Annotated in this window: 22 protein-coding genes; 14 read left to right on the top strand and 8 right to left on the bottom strand. The window is 73.7% G+C overall.

Annotated elements, in window-relative coordinates:
- Positions 1 to 2: 2 nt before the first annotated feature.
- From atpD to ACFRQN_RS16160, 4 genes are all read left to right on the top strand, one after another.
- On the top strand, positions 3 to 1,448 hold the full coding sequence (atpD, locus tag ACFRQN_RS16175; RefSeq protein WP_049651802.1) for a F0F1 ATP synthase subunit beta: 1,446 nt from the start codon (positions 3 to 5) through the stop codon (positions 1,446 to 1,448).
- Positions 1,449 to 1,634: 186 nt separating this feature from the next.
- Complete coding sequence (locus tag ACFRQN_RS16170) at positions 1,635 to 2,018, top strand: F0F1 ATP synthase subunit epsilon (RefSeq protein WP_030235805.1); 384 nt, start codon at positions 1,635 to 1,637, stop codon at positions 2,016 to 2,018.
- Between the two features lie 148 nt (positions 2,019 to 2,166).
- Positions 2,167 to 2,667 carry a DUF2550 domain-containing protein gene (locus tag ACFRQN_RS16165; protein WP_049651801.1) on the top strand — a complete coding sequence of 167 codons (501 nt, stop codon included), beginning with the start codon at positions 2,167 to 2,169 and terminating at the stop codon, positions 2,665 to 2,667.
- 53 nt (positions 2,668 to 2,720) lie between these two features.
- A complete protein-coding gene (locus ACFRQN_RS16160; protein ID WP_049651800.1) occupies positions 2,721 to 3,293 on the top strand; it encodes a cob(I)yrinic acid a,c-diamide adenosyltransferase in 573 nt (190 codons plus the stop codon).
- A 65-nt stretch (positions 3,294 to 3,358) separates the two neighbouring features.
- Here ACFRQN_RS16160 and ACFRQN_RS16155 read toward each other — a convergent pair whose 3' ends face one another.
- On the bottom strand, positions 3,359 to 3,979 hold the full coding sequence (locus ACFRQN_RS16155) for a hypothetical protein (RefSeq protein ID WP_063780161.1): 621 nt from the start codon (positions 3,977 to 3,979) through the stop codon (positions 3,359 to 3,361).
- Positions 3,980 to 4,136: 157 nt separating this feature from the next.
- Here ACFRQN_RS16155 and ACFRQN_RS16150 point away from each other — a divergent pair, with 157 nt between their 5' ends.
- From ACFRQN_RS16150 to ACFRQN_RS16130, 5 genes are all read left to right on the top strand, one after another.
- Positions 4,137 to 5,345, top strand: a complete 1,209-nt coding sequence (locus ACFRQN_RS16150; protein WP_380740933.1) for a sensor histidine kinase — start codon at positions 4,137 to 4,139, stop codon at positions 5,343 to 5,345.
- Positions 5,342 to 5,992 (top strand): response regulator transcription factor, encoded by a 651-nt coding sequence (locus ACFRQN_RS16145; protein ID WP_074001453.1) that lies wholly within the window; start codon positions 5,342 to 5,344, stop codon positions 5,990 to 5,992. The genes ACFRQN_RS16150 and ACFRQN_RS16145 overlap by 4 nt, the downstream gene beginning before the upstream one ends.
- Positions 5,993 to 6,193: 201 nt before the next feature.
- Positions 6,194 to 7,063 (top strand): 3-hydroxyacyl-CoA dehydrogenase family protein, encoded by an 870-nt coding sequence (locus ACFRQN_RS16140; protein WP_049651797.1) that lies wholly within the window; start codon positions 6,194 to 6,196, stop codon positions 7,061 to 7,063.
- A gap of 353 nt (positions 7,064 to 7,416) precedes the next feature.
- Positions 7,417 to 7,746 carry an STAS domain-containing protein gene (locus ACFRQN_RS16135; protein ID WP_049651796.1) on the top strand — a complete coding sequence of 110 codons (330 nt, stop codon included), beginning with the start codon at positions 7,417 to 7,419 and terminating at the stop codon, positions 7,744 to 7,746.
- Positions 7,747 to 7,993: 247 nt separating this feature from the next.
- Positions 7,994 to 10,270, top strand: a complete 2,277-nt coding sequence (locus ACFRQN_RS16130; RefSeq protein WP_380740932.1) for an ATP-binding protein — start codon at positions 7,994 to 7,996, stop codon at positions 10,268 to 10,270.
- 4 nt (positions 10,271 to 10,274) lie between these two features.
- Here the strand turns inward: ACFRQN_RS16130 and nucS are convergent, their stop codons facing one another.
- Positions 10,275 to 10,934 (bottom strand): endonuclease NucS, encoded by a 660-nt coding sequence (gene nucS / locus ACFRQN_RS16125; protein ID WP_049655746.1) that lies wholly within the window; start codon positions 10,932 to 10,934, stop codon positions 10,275 to 10,277.
- A 480-nt stretch (positions 10,935 to 11,414) separates the two neighbouring features.
- On the opposite strand from nucS, the gene ACFRQN_RS16120 reads away from it, so the two are divergent.
- Positions 11,415 to 11,807 (top strand): SCO5389 family protein, encoded by a 393-nt coding sequence (locus ACFRQN_RS16120; protein WP_030282024.1) that lies wholly within the window; start codon positions 11,415 to 11,417, stop codon positions 11,805 to 11,807.
- A gap of 89 nt (positions 11,808 to 11,896) precedes the next feature.
- On the opposite strand, the gene ACFRQN_RS16115 is transcribed toward ACFRQN_RS16120, so the two are convergent.
- Positions 11,897 to 13,045 carry an LLM class flavin-dependent oxidoreductase gene (locus ACFRQN_RS16115; protein ID WP_074001573.1) on the bottom strand — a complete coding sequence of 383 codons (1,149 nt, stop codon included), beginning with the start codon at positions 13,043 to 13,045 and terminating at the stop codon, positions 11,897 to 11,899.
- 390 nt (positions 13,046 to 13,435) lie between these two features.
- Here ACFRQN_RS16115 and ACFRQN_RS16110 point away from each other — a divergent pair, with 390 nt between their 5' ends.
- On the top strand, positions 13,436 to 13,759 hold the full coding sequence (locus ACFRQN_RS16110) for a hypothetical protein (protein WP_049655743.1): 324 nt from the start codon (positions 13,436 to 13,438) through the stop codon (positions 13,757 to 13,759).
- Between the two features lie 20 nt (positions 13,760 to 13,779).
- On the opposite strand, the gene ACFRQN_RS16105 is transcribed toward ACFRQN_RS16110, so the two are convergent.
- Both ACFRQN_RS16105 and ACFRQN_RS16100 read right to left on the bottom strand, forming a co-directional pair.
- Entirely contained in the window at positions 13,780 to 14,547 is a 768-nt protein-coding gene (locus ACFRQN_RS16105) for an ABC transporter permease subunit (RefSeq protein WP_049655741.1), read from the bottom strand.
- A gap of 1 nt (position 14,548) precedes the next feature.
- The gene (locus ACFRQN_RS16100; protein WP_049655738.1) at positions 14,549 to 15,553 is read right to left on the bottom strand and encodes an ABC transporter ATP-binding protein; all 1,005 of its coding nucleotides are present in this window, start codon (positions 15,551 to 15,553) and stop codon (positions 14,549 to 14,551) included.
- Positions 15,554 to 15,646: 93 nt separating this feature from the next.
- Between ACFRQN_RS16100 and ACFRQN_RS16095 the strand changes: the two genes are divergently transcribed.
- Both ACFRQN_RS16095 and ACFRQN_RS16090 read left to right on the top strand, forming a co-directional pair.
- The gene (locus tag ACFRQN_RS16095) at positions 15,647 to 16,444 is read left to right on the top strand and encodes an alpha/beta fold hydrolase (RefSeq protein ID WP_380740930.1); all 798 of its coding nucleotides are present in this window, start codon (positions 15,647 to 15,649) and stop codon (positions 16,442 to 16,444) included.
- The gene (locus tag ACFRQN_RS16090) at positions 16,441 to 16,761 is read left to right on the top strand and encodes a hypothetical protein (RefSeq protein WP_049655736.1); all 321 of its coding nucleotides are present in this window, start codon (positions 16,441 to 16,443) and stop codon (positions 16,759 to 16,761) included. The genes ACFRQN_RS16095 and ACFRQN_RS16090 overlap by 4 nt, the downstream gene beginning before the upstream one ends.
- 102 nt (positions 16,762 to 16,863) lie before the next feature.
- On the opposite strand, the gene ACFRQN_RS16085 is transcribed toward ACFRQN_RS16090, so the two are convergent.
- The 3 genes from ACFRQN_RS16085 to mce form a co-directional block, all read right to left on the bottom strand.
- The gene (locus ACFRQN_RS16085) at positions 16,864 to 17,793 is read right to left on the bottom strand and encodes a cellulose-binding protein (protein WP_049655735.1); all 930 of its coding nucleotides are present in this window, start codon (positions 17,791 to 17,793) and stop codon (positions 16,864 to 16,866) included.
- Between the two features lie 117 nt (positions 17,794 to 17,910).
- Complete coding sequence (locus ACFRQN_RS16080) at positions 17,911 to 23,001, bottom strand: hypothetical protein (RefSeq protein ID WP_380740928.1); 5,091 nt, start codon at positions 22,999 to 23,001, stop codon at positions 17,911 to 17,913.
- A 509-nt stretch (positions 23,002 to 23,510) separates the two neighbouring features.
- Positions 23,511 to 23,951 (bottom strand): methylmalonyl-CoA epimerase, encoded by a 441-nt coding sequence (mce, locus tag ACFRQN_RS16075; RefSeq protein WP_049651447.1) that lies wholly within the window; start codon positions 23,949 to 23,951, stop codon positions 23,511 to 23,513.
- Positions 23,952 to 24,231: 280 nt separating this feature from the next.
- On the opposite strand from mce, the gene ACFRQN_RS16070 reads away from it, so the two are divergent.
- Positions 24,232 to 25,425 carry an acetyl-CoA C-acetyltransferase gene (locus tag ACFRQN_RS16070; RefSeq protein WP_074001457.1) on the top strand — a complete coding sequence of 398 codons (1,194 nt, stop codon included), beginning with the start codon at positions 24,232 to 24,234 and terminating at the stop codon, positions 25,423 to 25,425.
- Positions 25,426 to 25,633: the final 208 nt, after the last annotated feature.

Raw genomic sequence — 25,633 nt, 5'->3', positions numbered from 1 at the left:
GTATGACCACCACTGTTGAGCCGACCACGGCGACGGGCCGCGTCGCGCGGGTCATCGGCCCGGTCGTCGACGTGGAGTTCCCCGTCGACGCGATTCCGGACATGTACAACGCCCTGCACGTCGAGGTGGACAACCCCGACGGCACGGGCAAGAAGATCCTGACCCTCGAGGTCGCCCAGCACCTCGGCGACGGCATGGTCCGCGGCATCTCGATGCAGCCGACCGACGGCCTGGTCCGCGGTTCGCAGGTCTCCGACACCGGTGCGGCGATCTCCGTCCCGGTCGGCCAGATCACCAAGGGCAAGGTGTTCAACGCCCTCGGTGACGTGCTGAACGTCGACAAGGCGGAGTTCGACAAGCAGGTCGAGGTCCGCTGGCCGATCCACCGCAAGGCTCCCGAGTTCAAGGACCTCGAGTCCAAGACCGAGATGTTCGAGACCGGTATCAAGGTCATCGACCTGCTCACCCCGTACGTCACGGGTGGCAAGATCGGTCTGTTCGGTGGTGCCGGTGTCGGCAAGACCGTTCTGATCCAGGAGATGATCTACCGCGTCGCCGAGAACTTCGGTGGTGTGTCGGTGTTCGCCGGTGTCGGCGAGCGCACCCGTGAGGGCAACGACCTCATCGACGAGATGGTCGACTCGGGCGTTCTGGACAAGACCGCGCTGGTCTTCGGCCAGATGGACGAGCCGCCGGGCACCCGTCTGCGGGTCGCGCTGTCCGCGCTGACCATGGCGGAGTACTTCCGTGACGTCGAGAAGCAGGACGTGCTCCTCTTCATCGACAACATCTTCCGGTTCACCCAGGCCGGTTCCGAGGTGTCGACCCTGCTCGGCCGCATGCCCTCCGCGGTGGGCTACCAGCCGAACCTGGCCGACGAGATGGGCCTCCTCCAGGAGCGCATCACCTCGACCCGCGGTCACTCGATCACCTCGATGCAGGCGATCTACGTCCCCGCGGACGACCTGACCGACCCGGCGCCGGCCACCACCTTCGCCCACCTGGACGCGACGACCGTTCTGTCGCGCCCGATCTCGGAGAAGGGTATCTACCCGGCCGTCGACCCGCTGGACTCCACGTCCCGCATCCTCGACCCGCGGTACATCGCGCAGACCCACTACGACACGGCCATCCGTATCAAGGGGATCCTGCAGAAGTACAAGGACCTCCAGGACATCATCGCGATCCTCGGTATCGACGAGCTGTCCGAAGAGGACAAGATCACGGTGCACCGCGCCCGTCGCATCGAGCGCTTCCTCTCGCAGAACACCTACGTGGCGAAGCAGTTCACCGGTGTCGAGGGTTCGACCGTGCCGCTGTCGGAGACCATCGAGGCCTTCAACGCGATCGCGGACGGCAAGTACGACTCCGTCCCGGAGCAGGCCTTCTTCATGTGCGGTGGCATCGAGGACCTCGAGAAGAACGCCGCCGAGCTGGCGAAGAAGTAATCGCGGCCGGTAGCAGCTGAGCGTGACCGTGAGGGGTGGGCCCCAGCCCTGGGACCCACCCCTCGCGTCGCATCGGCTGTGATTCCGGTCAAATCCGTGCCGCCGGTTTCATGCCGGAGGCGCGGGGCCGTTATTCTTACCGAAACTCCCGAGTAATCGGGCGTTGCATGAGCCTAGGAGCCCACGTTGGCTGAGCTGCACGTCGAGCTGGTCGCAGCCGACCGCAAGGTGTGGTCCGGTGCGGCCACCATCGTCGTCGCCCGTACGGCCTCCGGTGACACCGGCATCATGCCGGGCCACACCCCGGTGCTGAGCGTGCTGGAGACCGGTCCCGTCACCATCCGCACGGTGGACGGCGGCACCGTGATCGCCGCGGTGCACGGCGGCTTCATCTCCTTCGCCGACAACAAGCTGTCTCTGCTCGCGGAGATCGCCGAGCTGGCGGACGAGATCGACGTCGCGCGTGCCGAGCGCGCACTGGAGAAGGCCAAGTCGGGCCTGGACGAGCACGCCGAGCGGCGCGCCGAGGTCCGTCTGTTCGCGGCGCGCGGCCTCAAGGCCCACGCCTGAGTGCGCCGGACCCCGGTTTAGCGGGGTCGACCGACGGTCCCGGGGACGCGCGAGCGTGACCCCGGGACTGTCGTCGTAGTTGGTAGGTCAGCGCGGTCGCTTGATACGACCGTTACGGGGAACGCGGGTAGCGAGGAGGTAGGTGAGCATGGTCCTCGCGCTTGTGGTGTGTGCGGCGGTCGTGGCCCTGGGAGTGATCGGGCTGATGGCCTTCGCCGTCCGACGCCGCCTGATCCAGCGGGTCGGCGGCACCTTCGACTGCAGTTACCGGCTCAAAATGCCCGCCGACGCCTCGACGCAGCCCGACCTCGACGAGAACGGCAAACCCACCTCAGCCCCGGTCCCCCCGACCGACGGCAAGGGGTGGGTTTTTGGTATCGGCCGCTACAGCGGTGACTCGATCGAGTGGTTCCGGGTCTTCTCGTACGCCCCGCGCCCGCGCAAGATGCTTCCGCGCCGGGAGATCGAGGTGCTCGGCCGGCGCTACCCGGAGGGCCAGGAGGAACTGGCGCTGCTGTCCGGCTCGGTGGTGCTGCGCTGCCTGCACAACGGCGCGCCGCTGGAACTGGCGATGAGCGAGGACGCGCTGACCGGCTTCCTGGCCTGGCTGGAGGCGGCCCCGCCCGGGCAGAGGGTGAATGTCGCGTAGCGGCCTCTCCAGGCGGGGTTAACGCCGCCTAACCCGGCGGCTACGCTGGCCGCATGGTCAATCTGACGCGCATCTACACCCGTACCGGCGATGACGGCACCACCGCGCTCGGCGACATGAGCCGGACCAGCAAGACCGATCCGAGACTGATCGCGTACGCGGACGCCAACGAGGCGAACGCGGCGATCGGGGTGGCCCTCGCCGTGGGGGAGCTGCCGGAGGACATGACGGCGGTGCTCGTCCGGGTCCAGAACGACCTGTTCGACGTCGGCGCCGACCTGTCCACCCCGGTGGTGGAGGACCCGAAGTACCCGCCGCTGCGGGTGCTGCAGTCCTACATCGACCGGCTGGAGGCGGACTGCGACGACTACCTGGCGCGGGTGGAGAAGCTGCGCAGCTTCATCCTGCCCGGCGGCACGGCCGGGGCGGCCCACCTGCACCTGGCCTGCACGGTGGTCCGGCGGGCCGAGCGCTCCACCTGGTCGGCGATCGCGGAGCACGGCGACAGCGTCAACCCGCTGACCGCGAAGTACCTCAACCGGCTGTCCGACCTGCTGTTCATCCTGGCCCGGGTGGCCAACAAGGAGCGCGGCGACGTGCTCTGGGTCCCGGGCGAGAACCGCTAGAACGCGACGAGGGCCCGTCCCCGGACTCCTCCCCCGTGGGGGTCCGGGGACGGGCCCTCGACGGTTCAGGGCCGGTCGGCGGGCGTGCCGCCGGGGGTGGTCCCGGCGAGGGTCTTCCCGGTGACCACCCGGCCGTCCTCGACCAGCACGCCGGCCGGCGGCTGCTTGGGCCAGAGCGAGTAGCAGCCGGCCACGATCACGTTGACCACGGCGGCGATGCCCAGCTTGAGGTACCACTGGAGGAAGGTGCCGAAGTGGGCGGAGCCCGCGGAGAGCGGGACGAGCAGGGTGATCAGGCTCAGCGTGACGGCGGCGGACACGACGGTCCGGCCGGCGATCTGCCACTCGTACCTGGTCCGCTCGGGCCCGTACTTGGGCGAGGGCAGCGGCTTGGGGCCGCCGGCGAAGCGGTGCAGGAAGTGCCGGTCGGCCCAGCGGACCAGCGAGGGGCCGTAGCCGATCGAGAAGCCCGCGTAGCTCGCGGCGAGGGCGTGCGTCCAGCTCGCGGTGGAGCCGCCGCGCAGGTCGAGGACGGTGAGGGCGTAGAGGGTGAGGTCGACCAGTGGCAGACCGACCAGCAGCGCGGTGCTGGTGCGGCGCCACCGGAGCAGGTAGCGGGTGGCGAGGCCGAGGCCGAGCAGGATCCAGAAGGAGATCTCGGCCGCGACGATGAGGGTGACGATCACGTTCTGCTCCCGGGTGTTTCGGCGGTGCTTCCAGCCTGGTGCGCGGGCGCGCCGCTGTCGTCGTCGCGCGGTGCCGTAGCGGCCTGCACCTTTCGATGTAGCGGGCTCCTCCGTGGACCGGAGCCGGGCCGGCCGCCGGGGATGGTGAGATGGGAACGTGCCCCTCCCGTTCCCCGCCCTCTCCCCGCGCCGGCAGGACCAGCTGATCGCCCTCTGCGGGCTGCTCGGCGGTACGGTGCTGATCGTCTTCAAGGTGTACGACCGGGCCGACCGGGTGCCGCTGTGGGCGGTGGTGCTGCCGCTGGTGGTGCTGGCGGGGCTGGAGCTGGTGCGCCGGACCAGGCCGGTGCTCGCGGTGTCGCTGGGCGGGCTGGCCTTCGCGGGCAGCCTGTTCGCCGGCAGCCTGCTGGCGACGCTGATCATGTACACCGACCTGCTGTACGCGGCGGTGATCTACGGCACCCCGCGGATGTCCCGGGTGCTGCACCTGAGCGGCGGGGCCACCGTGCTGGCGCTCTCCACCCTCGCGGCGATCTACGGCGGGACGTCCGGGGCGCTGCTGGTGGTGGTGGTCAGTTCGCTGGTCTTCCTGGCCCCGGTGTGGACCGGGGACGTGGTGCGCAAGCACCGGGAGGAGGCGGAGGCCGAGCGGCTGCGGGCGGAACAGACCGCGCTGCTCTCGGAGATGGACCGGCGCGAGGCGATCGGCGCCGAACGGGCCCGGATGGCACGGGAGTTGCACGACGTGGTGGCCAACCACCTGTCGGCGATCGCGATCCACGCCACCGGCGCCCAGTCGGTGGCCCGGCGCCGGAGCCTGCCCGAGGACGATCCGCTGGTGGAGGTGCTGGCGGTGATCCGGGAGAACAGCGTCCAGGGATTGGCCGAAATGCGACGCATGATCGGGCTGCTCCGGGACAGCGGCGGGGGAGAGGTGGACGAGTCCTACGCGGCGCCCGACCTGGCCGCGGTGGACGCCCTGCTGGCCAAGGCCCGGGCGGCCGGCCAGGACGTCGGGCTGGACTTCGAGCTGTCCGAGTCCGGTGAGCGCGGTGACCTGCCGGTGCCGGTCGGGCTGGCCGCGTACCGGATCGTCCAGGAGTCGCTGACCAACGCGCTCAAGCACGCCGGGCCCGGACTGGTCAGCCTGCGGCTGGAGTTCGCGCCGGAGGAGCTGCGGATCGCCGTCGACAGCCCGTACCGGGGCGGGCCGGGCCGCGGGCTGCCCGGCGCCCGGGCGGGGCTGGTGGGCATGGCGGAACGGGCCGGGCTGCTCGGCGGCAGCTTCGAGGCCGGGCCGCGGGACGGGTACTGGAGGGTGCGCGCGGTGCTGCCGCGCGCCCAGGGGAACGAGGGGCGGGCATGACGATCCGGGTACTGGTGGCCGAGGACCAGGCGGCGGTGCGGGCGGCGCTGGTGATGATCCTGCGCGCCGAGCCGGGGTTCGAGGTGGTCGGGCAGGCCGCCGACGGCGAGGAGGCCGTCCGGCTGGCGCTGGAGCTGCGGCCGGACGTGGTGCTGATGGACGTGCAGATGCCCCGGCTGGACGGCGTCTCGGCGACCCGCGAGGTGGTCGCCGCCGGGGCCGGGCAGGTGCTCGTGCTGACCACCTTCGACCTGGACGAGTACGTCTACGGCGCGCTGCGGGCCGGCGCGTCCGGCTTCCTGCTCAAGGACCTGGAGGCGGACACCCTGGTCGAGGGCATCCGTACGGTGGCGCGCGGGGACGGCATGCTGGCGCCCTCGGTGACCAAGCGTCTGATCGGGGCCTTCGCCCGCCCCGAGCGGACGGTCGGACCGGAGGCCCGGGCGGCGGTGGGGGCGCTGACCGGCCGCGAGCGGGAGGTGCTGGCCTGCATCGGCTCCGGGATGTCCAACGGGGAGATCGCGGCCCGGCTGGAGATGGCGGAGGCGACCACCAAGACGCACGTCAGCCGCATCCTGGCGAAGCTGCGGCTGCGCAGCCGGGTGCAGGCGGCGATCCTGGCCCAGGACCTCGGGCTGACCATCTGATCACCCTCTTGTCGCCCTCCGGTCGCCTTCTTGGGCGACCGACCAGGTCGGTTGCAGATCACACTCCCGATTGCTATTGCACGGGGGATTTGGGCATTAGAGTCCGGCCAGAGCGATGCGGCTCCTACGGCGGGTGACCCCTGTCCTGAGCCGCCTTCAGGGCCCGCCCGCAGGGCGGCGACGGCATCGGGAGACCCAGCCATGAGCAATGCGTCCAGCAAGCAGATCGCCGTGATCGGTGCCGGCCTGATGGGCGCCGGCATCGCCCAGGTGTCCGCGCAGGCCGGCCACCCGGTGGTGCTGCGGGACGTCACCGAGGAGGCGCTCCAGAGGGGCCTGGCGGGCATCCGCGCCTCGTACGGGAAGTTCGTCGCCAAGGGCAGGCTGAGCGCCGAGGACGCCGAGGCCGCGCTGGGCCGGATCACCACCACCACCGACCTGGGCGCCGTCGCCGAGGCCGACATCGTGGTCGAGGCCGTGTTCGAGAAGCTGGAGGTCAAGGAGGGCGTCTTCCGCGAGCTCGACAAGCTCGCCAAGGACGGCGCCGTGCTGGCCTCCAACACCTCCGCCATCCCGATCACCCGGATCGCCGCCGCCACGGAGCGCCCGGAGTCGGTCGTCGGCGTCCACTTCTTCTCGCCGGTCCCGATGATGAAGCTGGTCGAGCTGGTCCGCGGCTACAAGACCAGCGACGAGACGCTGGCCACCGCCCGCGCCTACGCCGAGGGCGTCGGCAAGGAGGTCGTGGTGGTCAACCGCGACGTGGCCGGCTTCGTGACCACCCGCCTGATCACCGCGCTGGTCGTCGAGGCCGCCAGCCTGTACGAGTCGGGCGTGGCCACCGCCGAGGACATCGACACCGCCTGCCGGCTCGGTTTCGGCCACGCGATGGGCCCGCTCCAGACCGCCGACCTGACCGGCGTGGACATCCTGCTGCACGCCGCCCGCAACATCTACGACGAGACCCAGGACGAGAAGTTCGCCGCGCCGGAGATCATGGCCCGCATGGTCACCGCCGGTGACCTGGGACGCAAGAGCGGCCGCGGTTTCTACCCGTACGAGGGCAAGTGAGCCGGCGGGGCTGAACGACCGGCGGGCCGTGCGATCGGAGCATCGTACGGCCCGCTCCGCCGGGCCGGGTGAGTTTCCTCACGCAGCGTGCCGCAGACGGGTGATTTGGGCGGTAATCGAGCGTAGGTGTGGGGCCGACCTGCGTATATTCCCTCGGACGGGTGAAGTTGCTTCAGATCTGGCCGGAACCAGCAACCTGCGGAGCCGGTTCACCGTCAGATGAGGGAACCCGGCATTCCGCCCGGGGCCGGGTGAGGGGCTGCGGCCCGCCCGGACGAACCCCCCGCTCCCGTACCCGGCACGGCCGGGGCGGACCCGCCCCGCACCAGGCCGTCCAGGCGAAGGAGGAGAGCATGCGCATCACCGGCGACCACACGGCGCTGGCCATCGAAGGCCGCCTCGACGTGCGCACCGCCGCCGACGCGCGGGTCCGGTTGCACCAGGCCGTGGACGGCGGCCTCGGCGACCTCGTGCTCGACCTCGCCCGGCTGGAGTTCTGGGACGCCACCGGACTCGGCGTGATCATGGGCACCCACCGGCGGGCCGGCCGGATCGGCCGCCGCCTGGTGCTGCGCTCCGTCCCGGCCCAGCTCCAGCGGCTGCTGGTGGCCACCAAGCTGCACCGCATCCTGGCCGTCGACGGCGCCGCGGGCGTCGCCGAGGCGCACGGGGTCGCGCTCTAGACACGGTTGCTCCGCGCGCCGGACCGCACGCCCGCGTACGTCCGACCCCGCCCGCGCAACGTCCCTGGTCAGCGCCGCCGACCGGTCGTCAGCCACGGACCGCTCTGCACGGTCGGGGCCGGATGTGCAAGAGTCTGCCCGTCAGAAGACGGCCGCCGGGGCTGCCTCCAGCCCGGCCGCGGCCGCGAGCGGGACGTCAGCCGGGCGGCGCGGGGCGCCGACGGCCGAGCACGATGCGGAGCAGAACGTGTCACAGCCATCCGGTGAGTTCCGGCAGGAGGCCGTCCGCACCCGTGGCGGTGAACTGGTCTCCGGCGGCCTGCTGGTGGGCGTCGGCGCACCGGACGGCTCCGAGGCCAGGACCTGTCCCGAGGAGTGGCGTCCGCGTCCGCGCCGGACCGGACGCAGCGAGCCCGCCCGCGGTCCGGTCGGCGGCGTCGGCCGCGCGGTCGGCCCGCTCGCGCTCGGCGCCGGGCCCGCCGACCTGCCGATGCTGGACCGCGAGGTCGACGTCGTCGAACTGCTCGGCCTGCTCTCCGAGGGCCGCTCGATACGCCTGGTCGGCCAGGCCGGCTCGGGCCGCAGCGCGCTGCTGTCGGCCGTCGCCGAGGCCGCCGCCGACCTCGCCCCCGGTGGAGTGGTGCAGCTCTGCGGCCACCGCCGGACCCTTCCCGACCTGCTCCAGGACCTCTTCGCGGCCACCCACCACGCCCCCGGCTACCGCCCCGACCCCGGGCAGCTGGCCGCCCACCTCGCCGAGGTCGGCGCGATCGTGGTGATCGACTCCGCCGAGCCCGCGGGCGCCGAGCTGGAGCAGCTGCTCGCCGCCGCCCCCGGCTGCGCCTTCCTGATCTCCGCCGCCCCGGACGGCCCGCCGCTGCCGGCCGGCTCCCGGCTCCAGGACCACCTGGTGGCCGGGCTCTCCCGCTCCGCCTGCCTCGCCCTCACCGCCCGGCTGGCCGGGCGGCCGCTGGACGTCGACGAGAAGGCCTGGGCGGTGGACCTCTGGTTCGAGTCCGAGGGCCTGCCGCTGCGCTTCGTCCAGGCCGCCGCCCTGCTGCGCCAGCGGGACGTCGCGGTGGACGCGCTGGTCGCCGCCGAGGACGACCGGATGGACGTCTTCGGGGCCGTCGAGGGGCCCGTCCACGACCCGGACCCGGCGATCCGGGAGGACGCGCTGCGCCGCACCGTCCCGCTGCCCTCGGTGGCGGAGACCGCCTCGCCCGCGGTCCGGCTCGCCGAGGGGCTGAGCGAGCCCGCGCAGGCCGTGCTGCGGCTCGCCGTCGCGCTCGGCGGCGAGTGCCCCACCGCGCCGCACCTGCCGGCGCTGATCGACGTCGGGCAGGGCGAGGCCGCGCTCGCCGAACTCGCCGACGCCGGACTGGCGGTGTCCATCGGCGGGCACCACCGGCTGACCGCCGGCGCGCAGGACCTGCTCGCCCCGCACTGGCCGGCCCGCGGCTGCGTCGACGGCGCCGCCCAGCACTTCGCCTGGTGGGTCGGGCACAGCTCGGTGACGCTGGAGCAGATCGCCGCCGAGGCCGAGGTGATGATCGGGGTGCTGCTCGCCGACCGCACCGCCGGGCGGCACGACGCGGTGGTCCGGCTCGCCCGTGCGGCGGCGCCCGCGCTGGCGCTGTCGCTGCGCTGGGGCGCCTGGGAGCGGGTGCTCCAGCTCGGCCTGGAGGCGGCCCGCCAGACCGGTTCGGCGGTCGACCAGGCCTGGTTCCACCACGAGGCGGGCGTGCACGCGATCTGCCTCCAGCAGCCCTCCCGGGCCATCGCCGAACTGGAGACCGCGCTCACCCTGCGGGCCGCCGCGGGCGACCAGCGCGGGGTGGCCGCCGTCGGCCGGATGCTCGACCTGCTGCGCGCCGAGGGCCGGCAGCTGCCGGCCGCCGCGCCCGCCGTGGCGGGGCCCGGCCGGGCCCCGGTGATCCGCAAGATCGCGGCCCGGGTGCCGGCCCGCCTGAAGTCCAGCCGGCGGCGGCGGGCGGCCGTGGTCTCCACAGCGGTGCTGACCCTGGGGGTGCTCGGCACGGCGGTGGCGATGAGCTTCAGCGGGCCGGACGAGGTCAAGGGGAAGGACCCGTACAGCGGCCGGATGGACGGCGGCGGCGACACCCAGGAGGCGCCGTTCCCGCAGCCCTCCGGCAGCACCGGGGCGGGGACGGCCGGTGCCGGGCCGGGCAGCCCGGCGGGGCAGGGGAGCGGCCCGCAGCCGTCCACGAGCGGCAGTGCCTCGCACGCGTCGAGCGCCTCGCCGACCAGGCGGCCGAGCTCCTCGCCGGGGGCGGGCGAGTCGCAGGCCCCGCAGCAGTCGCAGCCGCCCGCACCGGGCCAGTCGCAGCCGCCGGTCCAGCCGCCGGGTCAGTCGCCGCCGCCCCAGCAGACGGGGCAGCCCTCGCAGCCGCCGACGACGGGCCACAGCTCGTCGGCCCCGGCGTCCACCGCGAGCTCGCCGCCGCCCACGTCAGGGTCGCCGACGGCCCCGAGCGGGACGGCGAGCGCGAGCCCGTCCTGAACGGTCAGAACAGCTTGAGCTTGTCGTCGTCGATGCCGCGCAGCTCGTCGTAGTCCAGCACCACGCAGCCGATGCCGCGGTCGGTGGCCAGCACGCGGGCCTGCGGCTTGATCTCCTGCGCGGCGAAGACGCCCTTGACCGGGGCCAGCAGCGGGTCCCGGTTGAGGAGTTCGAGGTAGCGGGTGAGCTGTTCGACGCCGTCGATCTCGCCGCGGCGCTTGATCTCGACGGCCACCGTGGAGCCGTCGGCGTCGCGGCAGAGGATGTCGACCGGGCCGATCGCCGTGGGGTACTCGCGGCGGATCAGCGACCAGCCGGCACCGAGCACCTCCATCCGGTCCGCGAGCAGCTCCTGGAGGTGTGCCTCCACGCCGTCCTTGATCAGGCCCGGGTCGACCCCGAGCTCGTGGGACGAGTCGTGCAGCACCTCCTCCAGCGTGATGATGAGCTTCTCGCCGGCCTTGTTCTCCACCGTCCAGACCCCGTCGGCCTCCTTGAGGACGCACGGCGGGGACATCCAGTTGAGCGGCTTGTAGGCGCGGTCGTCGGCGTGGATGCTGACGCTGCCGTCGGCCTTGACCAGGATCAGCCTGGTGGCGGAGGGCAGATGGGCGGAGAGCCGACCGGCATAGTCGACTGAGCAGCGGGCAATTACGAGACGCACGGTCGACCACGCTAGCCCACCGGGGCCAGTTGATGCGATTCCGCGACGGCTGGGTGAAGAAAGCGCGAACCCGGCCAACATTGAGGTCCTGCGGTCCGGCTACCGCCCGTCGAGGCCTGGCGCCCCCACCCTCGGGTCGCTACGGTGTGTGACGACACGCTCGCGGGATCGCTGTCAACGGGGATGGAGACTTCAGATGAACGATCCGACGGGATCCGGCCAATCTGGTGCACCGCACTGTGTTTCCGAAGCAATCCACAGGAATGACGGGCCCGCCGCTCCGTTGACTGCCACGCTGTTGTGAGCGCGTTCGGTGTCCGGGACGTCACGTCCCGTGGCGCCGCCGCCGTCGCGAAGGCGCCGGAAACCCCTGTCCCTCGGTGTTCCGGACGCCCCATGCGAAACCACCACCCTCACTGTGAGCTTGACCTACGCACGACCACCCGGGCGCCGCGCGGGTGGACCGCGAGAGGAGAATCCATGTCGCTCGACGTCTCACCGGCCCTGCTGGAGAAGGCCGAGCGGGGCGAGGTCGACGAGCGGGAATTCGTCGACTGCGTCCGCGTCTCGCTGCCGTACGCCTGGGACCTGATCAGCTCGCTGGTCGCCCAGGCGAAGGTCGACGGCACCGACTTCGCCGACAACCAGGTGCCACCGCCCAGCGAGCAGGCCCGTGGCCAGCTGCTGCGCGCCCTCGCCAGCGACGCCATCCGGGGCGCCCTGCAGCGCCACTTCGGGGTCCGGCTGGCGTTCCAGAACTGTCACCGGGTCGCGGTGTTCCTGCCGTCGGAGGCCAACGCGGCGCGGTACGACCGCTTCACCTCGGTCCGGGAGCAGCTGCTCAACCAGTCCGAGGAGCTGCGGGACTGCTGATCGCCTTCCCGCGGTGCCGCGGCGCCGGCCGCCCCGTTCCCCGGTGCGGGGGGAGGGGCGGCGGCCCGGGCCCGTGACCCGTACGGGGCTCAGCCCAGTTGCGGCAGCACCTCGGAGCCGAGCCGGGCGATGTTGTGCAGGGTCGTCTCCTCGTCGCCGCTGCCCTCGGCGAGCAGGGCGAAGCGCCGGATGCCGGTGCGTTCGGCGGTGGCCAGCAGCCGGTCGGCGCACTGCCGCGGGGTGCCCACCGCGTGCAGGTCGCAGAGCAGCTCGGTGTACTGGCGCGGGTCGCGCATCCTGCGCTCGCGGCCGTCCACGGTGCGGTGGGCGCCGAGCCCGTACTCGAACCAGCCGGGCATCGCGTTCAGCAGTGTGGACCGGGCCGCCGCGGCGCGGTCGTCGACCTGGGCCACCCCGGCCGCGACGTGCCGGCGACCGATCCGGCGCAGCTGCTCCTCGGACCGCCCGGCGGCCAGCCAGGCGGACCGGTACAGCTCCAGCATCCGCAGCTTGTCGTCGTCCCCGGAGTGCATGCCGAGCAGCATGGGCAGGCCGCGCTCGGCGGCCATCCGCACCCCGCCCGGCGAGGTGCAGGCGACCACCACGGGCGGGCCTGACACCGGCCGCCCGGAGGCGGTGAGCTCCTCGCCGAGGCCCCCGTCGTCCCGGCGCTGGCGCGGGAAGCGCACCGGGCCGGACCGCTGGCCCAGGCCGAGCCAGCTGCTCAGGCCGGGCCGCCGCACCGGCTCGGTGGCCCGCGGCACCACCGCGACCTCGGGGAAGGCGAACTGCGGGCCGTCCGCGCCCACCCGGGAGCCGCGCAGCCAGCGCAGCAGCAGGTCCAGCCGCTCCGGGAAGCCGTTCTCGAAGGCGTCCACGCCGCCGCCGAACACGTCCAGGTCGATCCACGGGCCGCCGCGGCCCACCCCGAGCGTGAACCGTCCGCCGGAGGTGAGGTGCAGCAGCGCGGCCTGCTCGCCGAGCCCCACCGGGTGGCGGGTGGAGAGCACGCTGACCGCCGTGCCGACGCCGATCCGGCGGGTGCGGCCGAGCAGCAGCCCGGCCAGCGTGGCGGCGTCCGGGCACACCCCGTACGGGACGAAGTGGTGCTCGGCCAGCCAGACGCTGTCCAGGCCCGCGCGTTCGGCCTCGACGGCGGAGTGGACGGTGCGCTCCAGCGCCTCGCCGTGGCTCTGCCCGGGGAACTGCGCGGACAGCAGGAACAGGCCGACCCGCACCGGACCGGTGGCCGGCGGCAGCGCGCCGGCCCACTGGGTGGCCGGCAGCGGCTCGCCCGCGACGGCCGTCACCGGGGGGACGGAGGTCAGCGTCGGGCCGGGGGCGGGTGACCGGACCCCGACGGGCCGGCCGCTCTCGGCTCGGGCGCTGGTCTTGCTCATCGTGGGGCCTCCTCGGGTGCGCGCAGGGTCTGCGGGCCCCGCCTTCTCCCCCTGTGGGTATCGGATGTCATGTGCCAATGGCACGCCGAACCCCGAATTTCCCCGATGATCGGGTGGATCTCGGCAAAAACGCCGAAGTGCCGGACGGAGCCGTGGTAGTGGCCGTACGGGGCCCCGGGCGGCCGTAGGCTGGAACGACCCAGAGGCCAGCAGGAGAGGGAGTCCGCCGTGTCGCCGCGCCGCAACCGGATCAAGAGCGCCGCCCCCCACGAGAGCGCAGAACCGGCCGCCCCGCTCGGCGGTTCGCTGCGCCGCACCGAGAGCTACCAGGGCGACGACTGGGTGGTCCAGACGGTCGCCGGGACGGCCGGACGGTTCTACCGCTGCCCGGGCTGCGACCAGGAGATCCCGCCGGGGACGGGCCACGTGGTGGCCTGGCCGATGCACGGCGCGGGCGTGGACGACCGGCGGCACTGGCACCGCGCCTGCTGGGGAGCGCGGGAGCGCCGGGCCTCCAACCTGCTGCGGGGCCGCGGCGCTCCGCGGTACTGACGGCCGGGCCGCCGGGACGGCTACGCGTCGCGCTTCTTGAGCACCAGCGCGCCGCCGACCAGCGCGGCCGCCGTCCAGGCGAGGCAGATCAGGAAGCCGGTCCACGGCCCGTACGGCTGGCCGTGCTGCTCGTACACCAGCAGCATCCGGGAGCCCGCATAGTCGGGGAAGTAGTGGGCCAGGGTCTTGACCTTCGGCACCGCCGAGAGGATCGGCGAGAGCAGGAAGAAGAACGGCACCAGCACGCCGAGCGCGAGCGTCTGGTTGTGCAGCATCGTGGTGACGCCCGCCGAGAACAGGCAGAGCAGCGTCAGGTACAGCGCCGCCCCGAAGACCGCCCGCAGCACGTTCGGTTCGCCGATCGTGGTGGAGTGCGCGCCGAGCAGCGCCTGGCCGGCGAAGAAGGTGGCGAAGGCCGTCACCAGCGAGACCGCGAGGGCCAGCGCGCCGAGCACCACGGCCTTGCCGGTGAGCAGGGTGCCGCGCTGCGGGACGGCGGCCAGGGTGACCCGGACCATGCCGCTGCTGTACTCGTTGCCGATCGCCAGCACCCCGAAGACGATGATCGCCAGCTCGCCGAGCATGATGCCGGAGAAGGACGTCCCGGTGGCGTCGAACGGGGACTGGTCGCCGCGGCGGAACTCGGTGAAGTTGTTGTTGGTGAGCAGGGACAGCAGCGCGCCGATGCCGACCGTGACGACGAAGGTCAGCGCGAGCGTCCAGACCGTCGAGCGGACGCTGCGGATCTTCGTCCACTCGGAGCGCAGGACCGCCGGGAAGGACGCCATCTCAGTTCTCCTCCTGCCGTGCCGTGGTGTTCTGCGGAGCGCCGTCCGCCTTCCAGCCGGCGCCCCACTCGGTGGGCGCGCCGGCCGCGTCCAGGCCCGGTCCGTCGCCCGCGTGGTACTCCACCGAGTCGGCCGTCATCTGCATGAAGGCCTCCTCCAGCGAGGCCTGCTGCGGGCTGAGCTCGTGCAGCACCACGCCCTGGCCGGCGAACAGCTCGCCGAGCCGGGCGATGTCCCCGTCGACCACCTCGTAGGAGCCGTCCGGGCCGGGTTCGTGCCGCAGGCCGGCCCGGGCCAGCACGTCGAGCAGCCGCTCGGGCTCCGGGCCGCGCAGCCGTACGGCGGAACGGGAGTTGCGCCGGATGAACTCCGGCATCGGCAGGTCGGCGAGCAGCCGGCCCCGGCCGATGACCACCAGGTGGTCGGCGGTGACGGCCATCTCGCTCATCAGGTGGGAGGAGACGAAGACCGTCCGGCCCTCGCCGGCGAGGCGCTTCATCAGGTTGCGGATCCAGAGGATGCCCTCCGGGTCCAGGCCGTTGACCGGCTCGTCGAACATGACGATCTCCGGGTCGCCGAGCAGCGCGGAGGCGATGCCCAGGCGCTGGCCCATGCCGAGCGAGAAGCCGCGGGCCCGCTTGCGGGCCACCGGGGTGAGGCCGACCAGGGCGAGCACCTCGTCGACCCGGCGCTCGGGGATGCGGTTGCTCTGGGCGAGCCAGAGCAGGTGGTCGCGGGCGGTGCGGCCGGGGTGGACGGCCTTGGCCTCCAGCAGCGCGCCGATGTACTTGAGCGGCTCGCTGAGCTGGCCGTAGCGCTTGCCGTCGATGGTGACCCGGCCGGAGGTCGGGCGGTCGAGGTCGAGGATCATGCGCATGGTGGTGGACTTGCCGGCGCCGTTGGGGCCGAGGAAGCCGGTCACCACGCCCTGGGGGACCTGGAAGCTGAGGCGGTCCACCGCGAGGGTCTTGCCGTAACGTTTTGTCAGGTCGTGCAACTCGATCATTCGCGCTCCCTCAGGTCTTTGCCAGGCTAGGACAAAGGGGGTATCGCGGCCCGCTGAGTGGGCCCGCCGGGCGTGCCGGAATAGGTTGGTGGCATGACCCAGCTCCCCTCCGCAGTGTCGGTCCGCGAGAGCGGTACCGGAACACCACTCCTGCTGCTGCACGCCTTTCCTCTGAACGCCTCGATGTGGTCGTCCCAGCTGGACGCGCTGCCCGGCCTGACCGGGGACGAAGCGCGGGTGCTCGCCCCCGACCAGCGGGGGTTCGGCGGCACCGGGCTGGGCGACGACGAGCCCTCGCTGGACCTGGTCGCGGACGACCTCGCGCTGCTGCTGGACGCCGCCGGAATCGAACGCGCGGTGGTCGCCGGGCTCTCCATGGGCGGCTACGCGGCGCTGGCCCTGGCCCGCCGCCACCCCGACCGGCTGGCCGGCCTGCTGCTCGCCAACACCCGGGCCACCGCCGACACCGACGCGGTCCGGGCCAACCGGGAGCGGGTGGCCGCCGTCGTCACCGCGCGGGACAGCGTGCGGCTGCTGCTGGACGAGCGGGTCGCGGCCGGGCAGCTCGGGCCGGACTCGCAGCACCTGGTGGAGCGGGTGGAGGCGATGGTCGCCGCCGCGTCGCCGGCCGCCGTCGCCTGGGCCCAGCGGGCCATGGCGGCCCGCCCGGACTCCCTGGACGTGCTGGCCGGCCTGCCGGTGCCGGTCGCGGTCGTGGCGGGCGCCGAGGACGCCCTGGTGGCGCCGGAGGAGGCCGAGGCGATGCTGCGGGCCCGGCCGGACGCCGAGCTGACCGTCCTGCCCCGGGTGGGCCACCTGAGCGCCCTGGAGGCGCCGGAGGCCTTCGACGCCGTCGTGCGCGCCCTGCTCGCCCGGGTGGCCGCCGGATGAGCCAGGAGAGCCAGGACGCGGCGGCCTGGGACTTCTCGGCGCTGGAGGTGAGCGGCCGGATGCCGGTGACCAACCGGGGCGAGGGGCTGGTCGAGCTGACCCTGGAACCGCTCGGCGAGGACTACTGGATGCGCCCGGGGGAGACCTTCATCGTCACCTCGTACGGCGACTACGGGCCCGGGCACCCCTTCGAGGTGCAGTACTGGCCGGACTCGGTGTCGGTCTGGTGCACCTCCTGGTTCGGCACCGTCTCGGACGACGAGGGCAACCAGCTCAGCAGCGGGTACCAGCGGCCGGACGGCGCCTACCCCCGCTAGGGACCCTTCGTCAAGCCGCGCCCGAGGCGATGACGGCGCGACAAGCCGACAGGCCCTCACCCGGGCGGGTGAGGGCCTGCGGTGCGGCTCGGCCGGTGTGCGTCAGCGCGACTGCTGGGCGGGCACGCCCAGGGTGTCGTCGGTCGGCAGCGAGGCGGCGGCCACGGCCGCGCCGGTCAGCGTCGCCAGCATCTCGCGGACGTTGGTCAGCTGGGCGTTGATGCTGTCGCGGCGGTTGGTGAGCGCCGCCAGCTCGCGCTCGGATTCGCTGCGGATGCGGTCGGCCTTGGCGTTGGCGTCGGCCACGATGTCCTCGGACTGGCGCTGGGCCGTCTCGACGGTCTGGCGGGCGCGGCGCTCGGCGTCGGTGCGCAGCTTCTCGGCCTCCAGGCGCAGCTGCTCGGCCCGGTGCTCGATCTCGGCCAGGCGCTTCTCGGCCTTGGCCTGACGGGCGGCCAGGTCGCGCTCGGACTGCTCGCGGCGCTTGGCCAGGTTGGTCTCGAACTCCAGCGCGGCCTGGGCGGCCTTGGTGCGGGTGTCCTCGAAGAGGGCGTCCGCCTCCTCGCGCTTGTTCTGGGCGTCCTTGTTGGCCTCGGCGCGCAGCTGGGCGGCGTCGCTCTTGGACTTGTCGACGATCCGCAGCCCCTCGTCCTCCGCCTTGGCCTTGCGGTCCTTGGCGTAGTTCTCGGCCTCGGTGCGGACCTGCTGGGCGGCGGCCTCGGCGAGCTCGCGGTGCTGCTCGGCGGCGCGGTGCGCCTCGTCGCGCAGGTCCTTGGCCTCCTCCTCGGCGAGTCGCAGGATCTTCTCGACCCGGGCGCCGAGACCGGCGTAGGAGGGCTCCGCCTCGGTGACCGCCGCCTGGGCGGACTGGGTCTCGAGGTGAAGCTCCTCGATGCGCTTCTCCAGCGCGCTGATCCGGGTCAGGGCACTGTCACGGTCGGCCACCAGCTTGGTGATCCGCTCGTCGACCTGGGCGCGCTCGTACCCACGGCGCACCAGGTCGAAGCCGTGAGGGGAGTGACTGTCGCTCATGGGGTTCTGGGCTTCCTGTCGTCAAACCGCTGAGGTGGTTGAGGGAATCCTGACACGGTACCGGAGTGTCGACGGCGTTATGCCGTTCTCTCACGGACAATGACCGCCAATGTCCGCTCAATCGGGTGGTGAGCTCTTGGAGCGATTGCCACCCGACCGGGGGGAGCCAACTCCGGCACCGGCCTTGGCGCCCCCGTCCTTCTTGGTGCTGCTTCCCCCGTTGGCCTGGGCGACCGGTGACGGCGCCTCGAACGCCTCCAGGGCGGACAGCACGTCCTGGACCCTGGAGATCTCGGTGTTGATGTCCTTGCGGCGGCGCACCAGTTCGTCCAGCTCGCGCCGGCCCTCGTCGGTGACCCGCTTCGCCTCGGCCTTCGCCTCGGCGAGCAGCCGCTCGGCCTCCGCCTTCGCCAGCTCGACCTGCTCGTCCGCGGACTCGTCGGCGTCCCGCAGCCGCTTCTCCGCCTCGGTGGAGGCCCGGTCCAGCCGCTCCTCGGCCTCCGCCTCGGACGACCGGAGCTTGGCCTCGGCCTTCTCGATGAGCGCCTCGGCGCGGTCGGTGGAGTTGGCGAGCTTGGTCTCCGCCTCCTTGAGCAGGCCCTCGGCCTTGCGGACGGCGGACAGCCGGACCTTGCTGGCCTCCGCGGAGGCCTCCGAGGTCAGCTCGGCCGCGCGGTCCTCGGCCGCCGCGACCAGGGCCGCCGCGCGGTCCTCGGCCTCGGCGACGGTGGCCACCGCCTGCTCCTCGGCCTCGGTCAGCTGCTCCTGGGCGGCCGTCACCAGCGCGTCCACCCGCTCGCCGGCCGACTTCATGGCCGCCGCGTTCTCCTTGCGGGCGCGCTCGTGCAGGGCCTCGACCTCGGCGTCGGTGCGCTCGCGCAGCTCCTCGGCGCGCTCGCGGATCGCGGTCGCGTCCCGGCGGGCCTCGGCGAGCAGGGTGTCCGCGTCGGAGCGGCCCTTCTCGACCTCGGCCTGACCGGCCGCCTCGCCGGCGGCGACCAGCCGGTCGGCCTCCTTGCGGGCGGCCGCGACCATGGCGTCCGCCTGCTCCTCGGCGGCGGCGGTGGTCGCCAGCGCGGTGGTCTGGGCGTCCTCGCCGAGCGCCTCGGCGTCCGCGAAGGCCTTCTCCAGGACGGACTTGGCGTGCTCGCGGGTGGCCTTGTCGAACTGCTCGGCGGCCTCCCGGGTCTCCGCGTCGTAGGCGTCGGCGCGGGAGTGGGTGGCGGAGTCGTAGTCGTCGGCCAGGGTGCGGGTGGCGAGGGCGTACTCGTCGGCCTCGGCGCGCAGGGCCGCGGACAGCTCCTCGGCGTCGGCGATGCTCCGGGCGCCCTGGGCCTCGGCCTCGGCCACCGTACGGGCGGCCTGCGCCTCCGCGTCGGCGCGCAGCTGCTCGGCGGCCTCCTGGGCGGCCCGCAGCTCGGCCTCGGCCTCCGCGCGCAGCTGCCCGTCGTAGGCCCGGGCCTCGGCGCGCTGCCGGCCGAGCTCGTCCTCGACGGCCTCCCGCTCGGCGGCCAGCTCCAGCTCGGTCTGCTCGCGCAGGGCGGTGGTCTCGGCCTCGGTGCGGGCCCGCAGGTTGGCGGTCTCGCGGTCGACGAGCTCGCGCTGCTCGGCGCTCTCCCGCTCGACCAGGCCGCGCAGCTCGGCGGCGTACGCGTCGGCGGACTCGCGCTGCTCGGTGCTCTCCCGCTCGGCCAGCTCCCGCTGCTCGGTGGTCTCGTACTCGGCGAGGGTGCGCAGCTCGGTGGCGTCCTGCTCGGCGGCCTCGCGGAGTTCGGTGGCCTCCTGCTCGGCGGCGGCCTTGAGCGCGGCGATCTGCTCGGCGGCGGCCTCGTGCATACCGGCCACCGACTGGCGGACCTCGGCGGCCTCGTCCTCGGCGGCGGCCACCAGCTCGGCGCCCTCGGCCTTGGCGGCGGCGATCAGCTCGGCGCGGTCGGCCCTGGCCTGCTCCAGCTCGGCGCCGGCCTCGGCGCGGATGCCGTCGGCGGTGGCGCGGGCCTCGGACAGCTCGCGGCCGGCCTCGGCCCGGACGGTCGAGGCCTGCTCGTTGGCCAGGGCCAGTTCGGCGGCGGCCTTCTCGCGGGTGGCCTTGGCGTCCTTGGCGGCCTCGGCGCGGCGCTGCTCGGCGGTGGCCTCGGCGCGCTCCAGCACCTCGTCGGCGGCGGCGCGCTGCTCGGCGGTGTGGGCGTCGGCCTGCTCGCGGACCTCGGCGGCATACGCGTCGGCGGCGGTCTGCTGCTCGCCGGCGTACGTGTCGGCGGCCTCGCGGACCTCGACGCTGTGCTTCTCGGCGGCTTCGCGGACCTCGACGTCGTACCGGTCGGCGGTCTCGCGGACCTCGGCGCCGTACCGGTCGGCCGTCTCGCGGACCTCGGCGGTCTCCGCCGCGGTCCGCTTGGTGAGGTCGGTGGCGTGCTGTTCGGCCTCGGTGCGGACCCGGTCGGCGTGGGCCTCGGCGGCCTCGCGCTGCTGGGTGGTCTCCTGCTGGGCCAGGGCCCGCAGCTCCCCGGCGGCCTGTTCGGCCTCGGCCCTGGTCTCCGCGGCGTAGGCGTCGGCCGCGGTGTGCTGCTCCGTGGCGTATGTGTCGGCGGCGGTGTGCTGCTCGGTGGCGTACGTGTCGGCCGCGGTGCGCTGCTCGTCGGCGTAGGCGTCTGCGGCTTCGCGGACCTCGACGCCGTACCGGTCGGCCGCTTCGCGGACCTCGGCGCTGTACTGGTCGGCGGTCTCGCGGACCTCGGTCGTCTCCGCCGCGGTGCGTTCGGTGAGGTCGGTGGCGTGCTGTTCGGCCTCGGTGCGGACCCGGTCGGCGTGGGCCTCGGCGGCCTCGCGCTGCTGACTGGTCTCGCGCTGGGCGAGCGCCCGCAGCTCCCCGGCGGCCTGTTCGGCCTCGGCCCTGGTCTCCGCGGCGGCCTGTTCGGCCTGCTCGCGGGCGGCCTCGGCCGCGTCCAGGTGCTCGGAGGTCTCCTCGCGCTCGCGCCGCAGGCCGTCGGCGGCCTCCTCGCGTTCGCGCCGGCTCTCCTCGCGCAGCGCGTTCGCGGCCGCCTCGGCCTCGGCCCGGGCCCGGGCGGCCTCGGTGTCGGCCTCGGTGCGCACCCGCTCGGCGTCGGCCACCGCGGCGTCCCGGACGGCCTTCGCCTCGGCCTGTGCCTCGGTGGTCGTAGCCTCTGCCGCGGCGGTCGCCTCGGCACGCACCCGCTGGTCGAACTCGGTTGCGTCGCGCCGGAGTTCGGCGGTCTCGCGCTCGGCGGCGGACCGGTTCTCGGCGGCCGCGGCCTTGGCGGCGGCGAGCGCGTCCTGGCCCTGCTGCTCGGCGGCCTCGGTGATCTTCCCGGCCTCGGCCCGGGCCCGGGTCAGGGTCTGCTCGGCCCGGCCCTGGGTCTCGGCGGCCTGCTCCTGGGCCTGCTCGCGCAGCCGCTCGATCTCCCCGGCGGCACCCGCGCGCAGCTCGTCCGCGTCGGCCTTGGCCTTGGTGAGCAGCTCCTCGGCGTTCTTCGCCGACTCCTCGATCTGGACCACGGCCTGGCGGCGGGCCTCGCCGCGCACCCGGTCGGCCTCGGCGGCGGCCTGGGCGCGCAGCTCCTCGGCCTCGGCCCGCAGCCGGGCCGCCTCGTCCTGCATCTGCTCGATCCGCTCGCGGATCGCGGCGGCGTCGTCCAGGGCGGCGTTCTGGGCCTGCTCGACGGCGGCCTGGGCCTGCTCGCGCAGGCGCTGCGCCTCGGCGGCGGCCTCGGCGCGGATCCGCTCGGCCTCGGCGGCGGCCTCGCCGCGCACCGTCTCGGCGTCCTGGTCGGCCCGGCCGAGGACCTCCTCGGCGGTCTTGGCGGCCTTGGCGAGGTGGACGGTGGCGTCCTTGGCGCCGGCCGCCCGGCCCGCCTCCTCGGCCTCGCCGCGCAGTCGCTGGGCGTCGGCCTCGGCGTGCGCGCGCAGCTCGGCGACGTCCCGCTCGGCCAAGGCGCGGAGTTCGGCGATCGCCGCCTCGGCCTCGGCCTTCAGCTCGGAGGCCACCGACTCGGCGGTGGCCCGCAGCCGCTCGCTCTCCTCGGCGGCGGCGGCCCGGGCGGCGTCGGCCTCGGCCTGCTTGGTGGCGGCCTCGGTGCGGACGCCCTCGGCCTCGGCCCGGATCGCCGAGGCCTCCTTGGTGGCCTGGGCGACCATCCGGGCCACCTCGGCCCGGGCGGTCTGCGAGCGCTGCTCGTTGGCGGCCTCGCCGTCGGCGACCCGGCGCTCGGCGGCGGCCTCGGCGTCGGCCTGGAGCTGCTCGGCGGCCTGCTCGGCCTGGGCGCGCAGTTCGGTGGCCTCGTGGCGGGTGCGCTCCGCCTCGGCGATCGCCTCGGCGCGCAGCCGCTCTATCTCGGCCTTGGCGGCGGCGAGCTGCTGCTCGGCCCGGGCCTGCTCGTTGGCGGCCTGCGCCTTGAGCCGGCCGATCTCGGCCTGGGCGGCGACCAGCTGGCCCTCGGCGGCGGCGTGCGCGGCGGCCAGCTGCTGCTGGGCCTCGCCGCGGGCGGCGTCCACGTCGGCGGCGGCCTGGGCGCCGGCCTGCTGGGCCTGCTCGGAGGCGGCGCGCAGCAGGCGCTCGGCGTCGTTCTGGGCCCGCTGCAGGGCGGCCTCGGCGGCGGCCTGGGCCTCGCCGCGGGCAGCGTCCACGTCGGCGGCGGTCTGGGCGCGGGCGTGGTCGGAGAGGGCGACGGCCTCCGCACGGGCGGCGGCGACCATCCGTTCGGCCTCGGCGCGGGCGTCCTGGAGCAGCCGCTGGGCCTCCTGCTCGGAGCCGGCCCGGGTCTGCTCGGCCCAGCCGTTGACGTGCTGCTCGGCGGAGCGGCGCAGCTCGGCGAGCTCGTCCTCCAGCTGGCGGCGGCGGGCGGCGAGGTCGGCCTCCAGCCGGGCGGTGCGCTCGGCGGCCTCGGCCATGATCCGCTGGGTGGCGGCCTGGGAGTCGCGCAGCTGGCGCTCGGCGTCGGCGCGCAGCTGCTGGGCCTGCATCTCGGCGGTGCGGAGCATCTGCTCGGCCTGGCCGGAGACGGCGTCGAAGGCGCGCGGCTGGGCCAGCATCCGGCGGGACTCGTGCAGTTTCGCCCGCAGGACCTCCACCTGGTAGGCGAGGTCTTCGGCATGCTCGACTGCCTTGTCGCGCTCCTTCCGAGTCCGACCCATCTCGGCCTCGAACTGGGAGAGGTGATCGTCAGCCTCGTAGCGGTCGTTGCCCCGCACTCCGCGGTCCCATCCATCTCCTGGTCGCGTCCTCGACCCGGCCGGTTCCGGGCTCCGGTATCCCGGGCGCCGGTCCGACTGGTCCTTGCATCCGCAGCCGGTGGACGGTCCCCCGCCATGCCGGGGCCGCCCGCCGCGGTCGTCGGAATCCGGGGCGCGGGAGCGCGGGGGTGCCGCGTTCCCCCGTCCGAGTGGACTCCTGGGCGAACTCTTGCCTTGTGGAGAATGGTGACAGATCCGTCTTGCGACTGTTCAGCCGTGCCCGCGTAATGGACTCCCCTTGCGACGGGCCGACCGCCGGAGGGCGGACAGGCCTGTCTTCGGCCGTGCCCGTCGCCTCCGTCCCCCGGAGCCTTCGCGCACCTGGGCATTGTAGTGGGAGCGCACTGCGGGGGAATGGCCGCAGGGGTGTTTTCCGGCTCTTCCCGCCAGGTTACTGACGGGTCATGACCGACGGACCGTCGGCTGCCCCCGGGACGCCGCGCGCCCGGGGGCGGGCCGGGAGGGGGTCAGTGCCCGTCGTGGCCCTGCTGCGCGGAGGTGACCAGCTCGGTCAGCACGCCGCCGCAGTCCTTGGGGTGCAGGAAGGTGATCCGCGAACCCATCGAGCCGATCCGCGGCTGGTCGTAGAGGACCCGGACGCCCTTGTCCCGGATGGCCTCGGAGTCGCCGTCCACGTCGGCGGTGCCGAAGGCGATGTGGTGCACGCCCTCGCCGTTCTTCTCCAGCCACTTGGCCACGGTGGAGTCGGGCCGGGTGGGCTCCAGCAGCTGGAGGTACGAGGCGCCGCCGTCGTCGGTGCCGTTGATCCGGAGCATGGCCTCGCGGACGCCCTGCTCCTCGTTGACCTCGGAGTGGAAGACCTCGAAACCGTAGGTGGCGCGGTAGAACTCGACCGTCTTGTCGAGGTCTCGGCAGGCGATGCCGATGTGGTCGATGCGGGTCAGCACGACGGCCTCCGGGAGGTGGGGAGAAGGTGGTGGGGCTAAAGGTGCACCCAGTGCAGCGCATGGCCCGCGACGGGCGCCAGTGCCGGGCGTGCGAGCCTGCTCACACGGCGGGCCGCCCGGCGGACGGCCCGCGGGCGGTTCACCCGGAGCGGGTCGGCACGGTGTTGACTGGATGGTGCCAGTGCGCTCGATCACACCGTCGCTCCGGTGACGGGCGGGTAACAGGTCAGTACATTGAGCGCATCCTCACCTGGCCACGACGTGCGAAGGGGCCCGTCCCATGACCAACACCACCTCTGTGATCGTTGCCGGTGCGCGGACCCCGATGGGTCGCCTGCTGGGTTCCCTCAAGGGCTTCTCCGGCGCCGACCTCGGCGCCGTCGCGATCAAGGCGGCCCTGGAGCGGGCCGGGATCACCGGCGAGCAGGTCCAGTACGTGATCATGGGCCAGGTGCTCCAGGCCGGCGCCGGCCAGATCCCGGCCCGCCAGGCCGCCGTCAAGGCCGGCATCCCGATGAACGTCCCGGCGCTGACCGTCAACAAGGTCTGCCTCTCCGGCCTCGACGCCATCGCGCTCGCCGACCAGCTGATCCGGGCCGGCGAGTTCGACATCGTGGTGGCCGGCGGCCAGGAGTCGATGACCAACGCCCCGCACCTGCTGCCGAAGTCCCGCGAGGGCTTCAAGTACGGCGCGATCGCGATGCTCGACGCGATGGCCCACGACGGCCTCACCGACGCCTACGAGAACATCCCGATGGGCGAGTCCACCGAGAAGCACAACACCCGCCTGGGCATCCCGCGCGAGGCGCAGGACGAGATCGCCGCCGCCTCCCACCAGCGGGCCGCCAAGGCGCAGGCCGACGGGGTCTTCGACGCCGAGATCGTCCCGGTCGCCATCCCGCAGCGCAAGGGCGAGCCGGTGCTGTTCAGCCAGGACGAGGGCATCCGCGCGGACACCACCGTCGAGGGCCTGGCCAAGCTGCGCCCGGCCTTCACCAAGGACGGCACGATCACCGCCGGCACCTCCTCGCAGATCTCCGACGGCGCCGCCGCCGTGGTCGTGATGAGCAAGGCCAAGGCCGAGGAGCTGGGCCTGACCTGGATCGCCGAGATCGGCGCGCACGGCAACGTGGCCGGCCCGGACAACTCGCTCCAGTCGCAGCCGTCCAACGCGATCAGGCACGCGCTGGCCAAGGAGGGCCTGGAGGTCGCCGACCTCGACCTGATCGAGATCAACGAGGCCTTCGCGGCCGTCGCCCACCAGTCCATGAAGGACCTGGGCGTCACCTCCGACATCGTCAACGTCAACGGCGGCGCCATCGCGCTCGGCCACCCGATCGGGATGTCCGGCGCCCGGGTGGTGCTGACCCTGGCGCTGGAGCTGCAGCGCCGCGGCGGCGGGGTGGGCGCGGCCGCGCTGTGCGGTGGCGGCGGCCAGGGCGACGCGCTGATCGTGCGCGTCCCGAAGGCCTGACCGGCTCCGACCCGACTTCGGGGCGTGTCTGACAGTTCCCGCCGGGTGCGCGACGCCGGGTGCACGCACCTCGCCGCGTTGTCGTCGGTCGCCGATGCTCCGCATGGACTCCCTCCTCCGCCTTGCGATGCACGCACCCCAACGCCGCGCCCTGATCCGACGCGAACTGTCAGACACGCCCCAGGGCTGCGGACCGCCGGTGGCGGTC

It is taken from the genome of Kitasatospora sp. NPDC056800, from assembly GCF_042789775.1.
Lineage (GTDB): Bacteria > Actinomycetota > Actinomycetes > Streptomycetales > Streptomycetaceae > Kitasatospora.
This window is presented reverse-complemented; position numbering and strand designations above follow the sequence as displayed.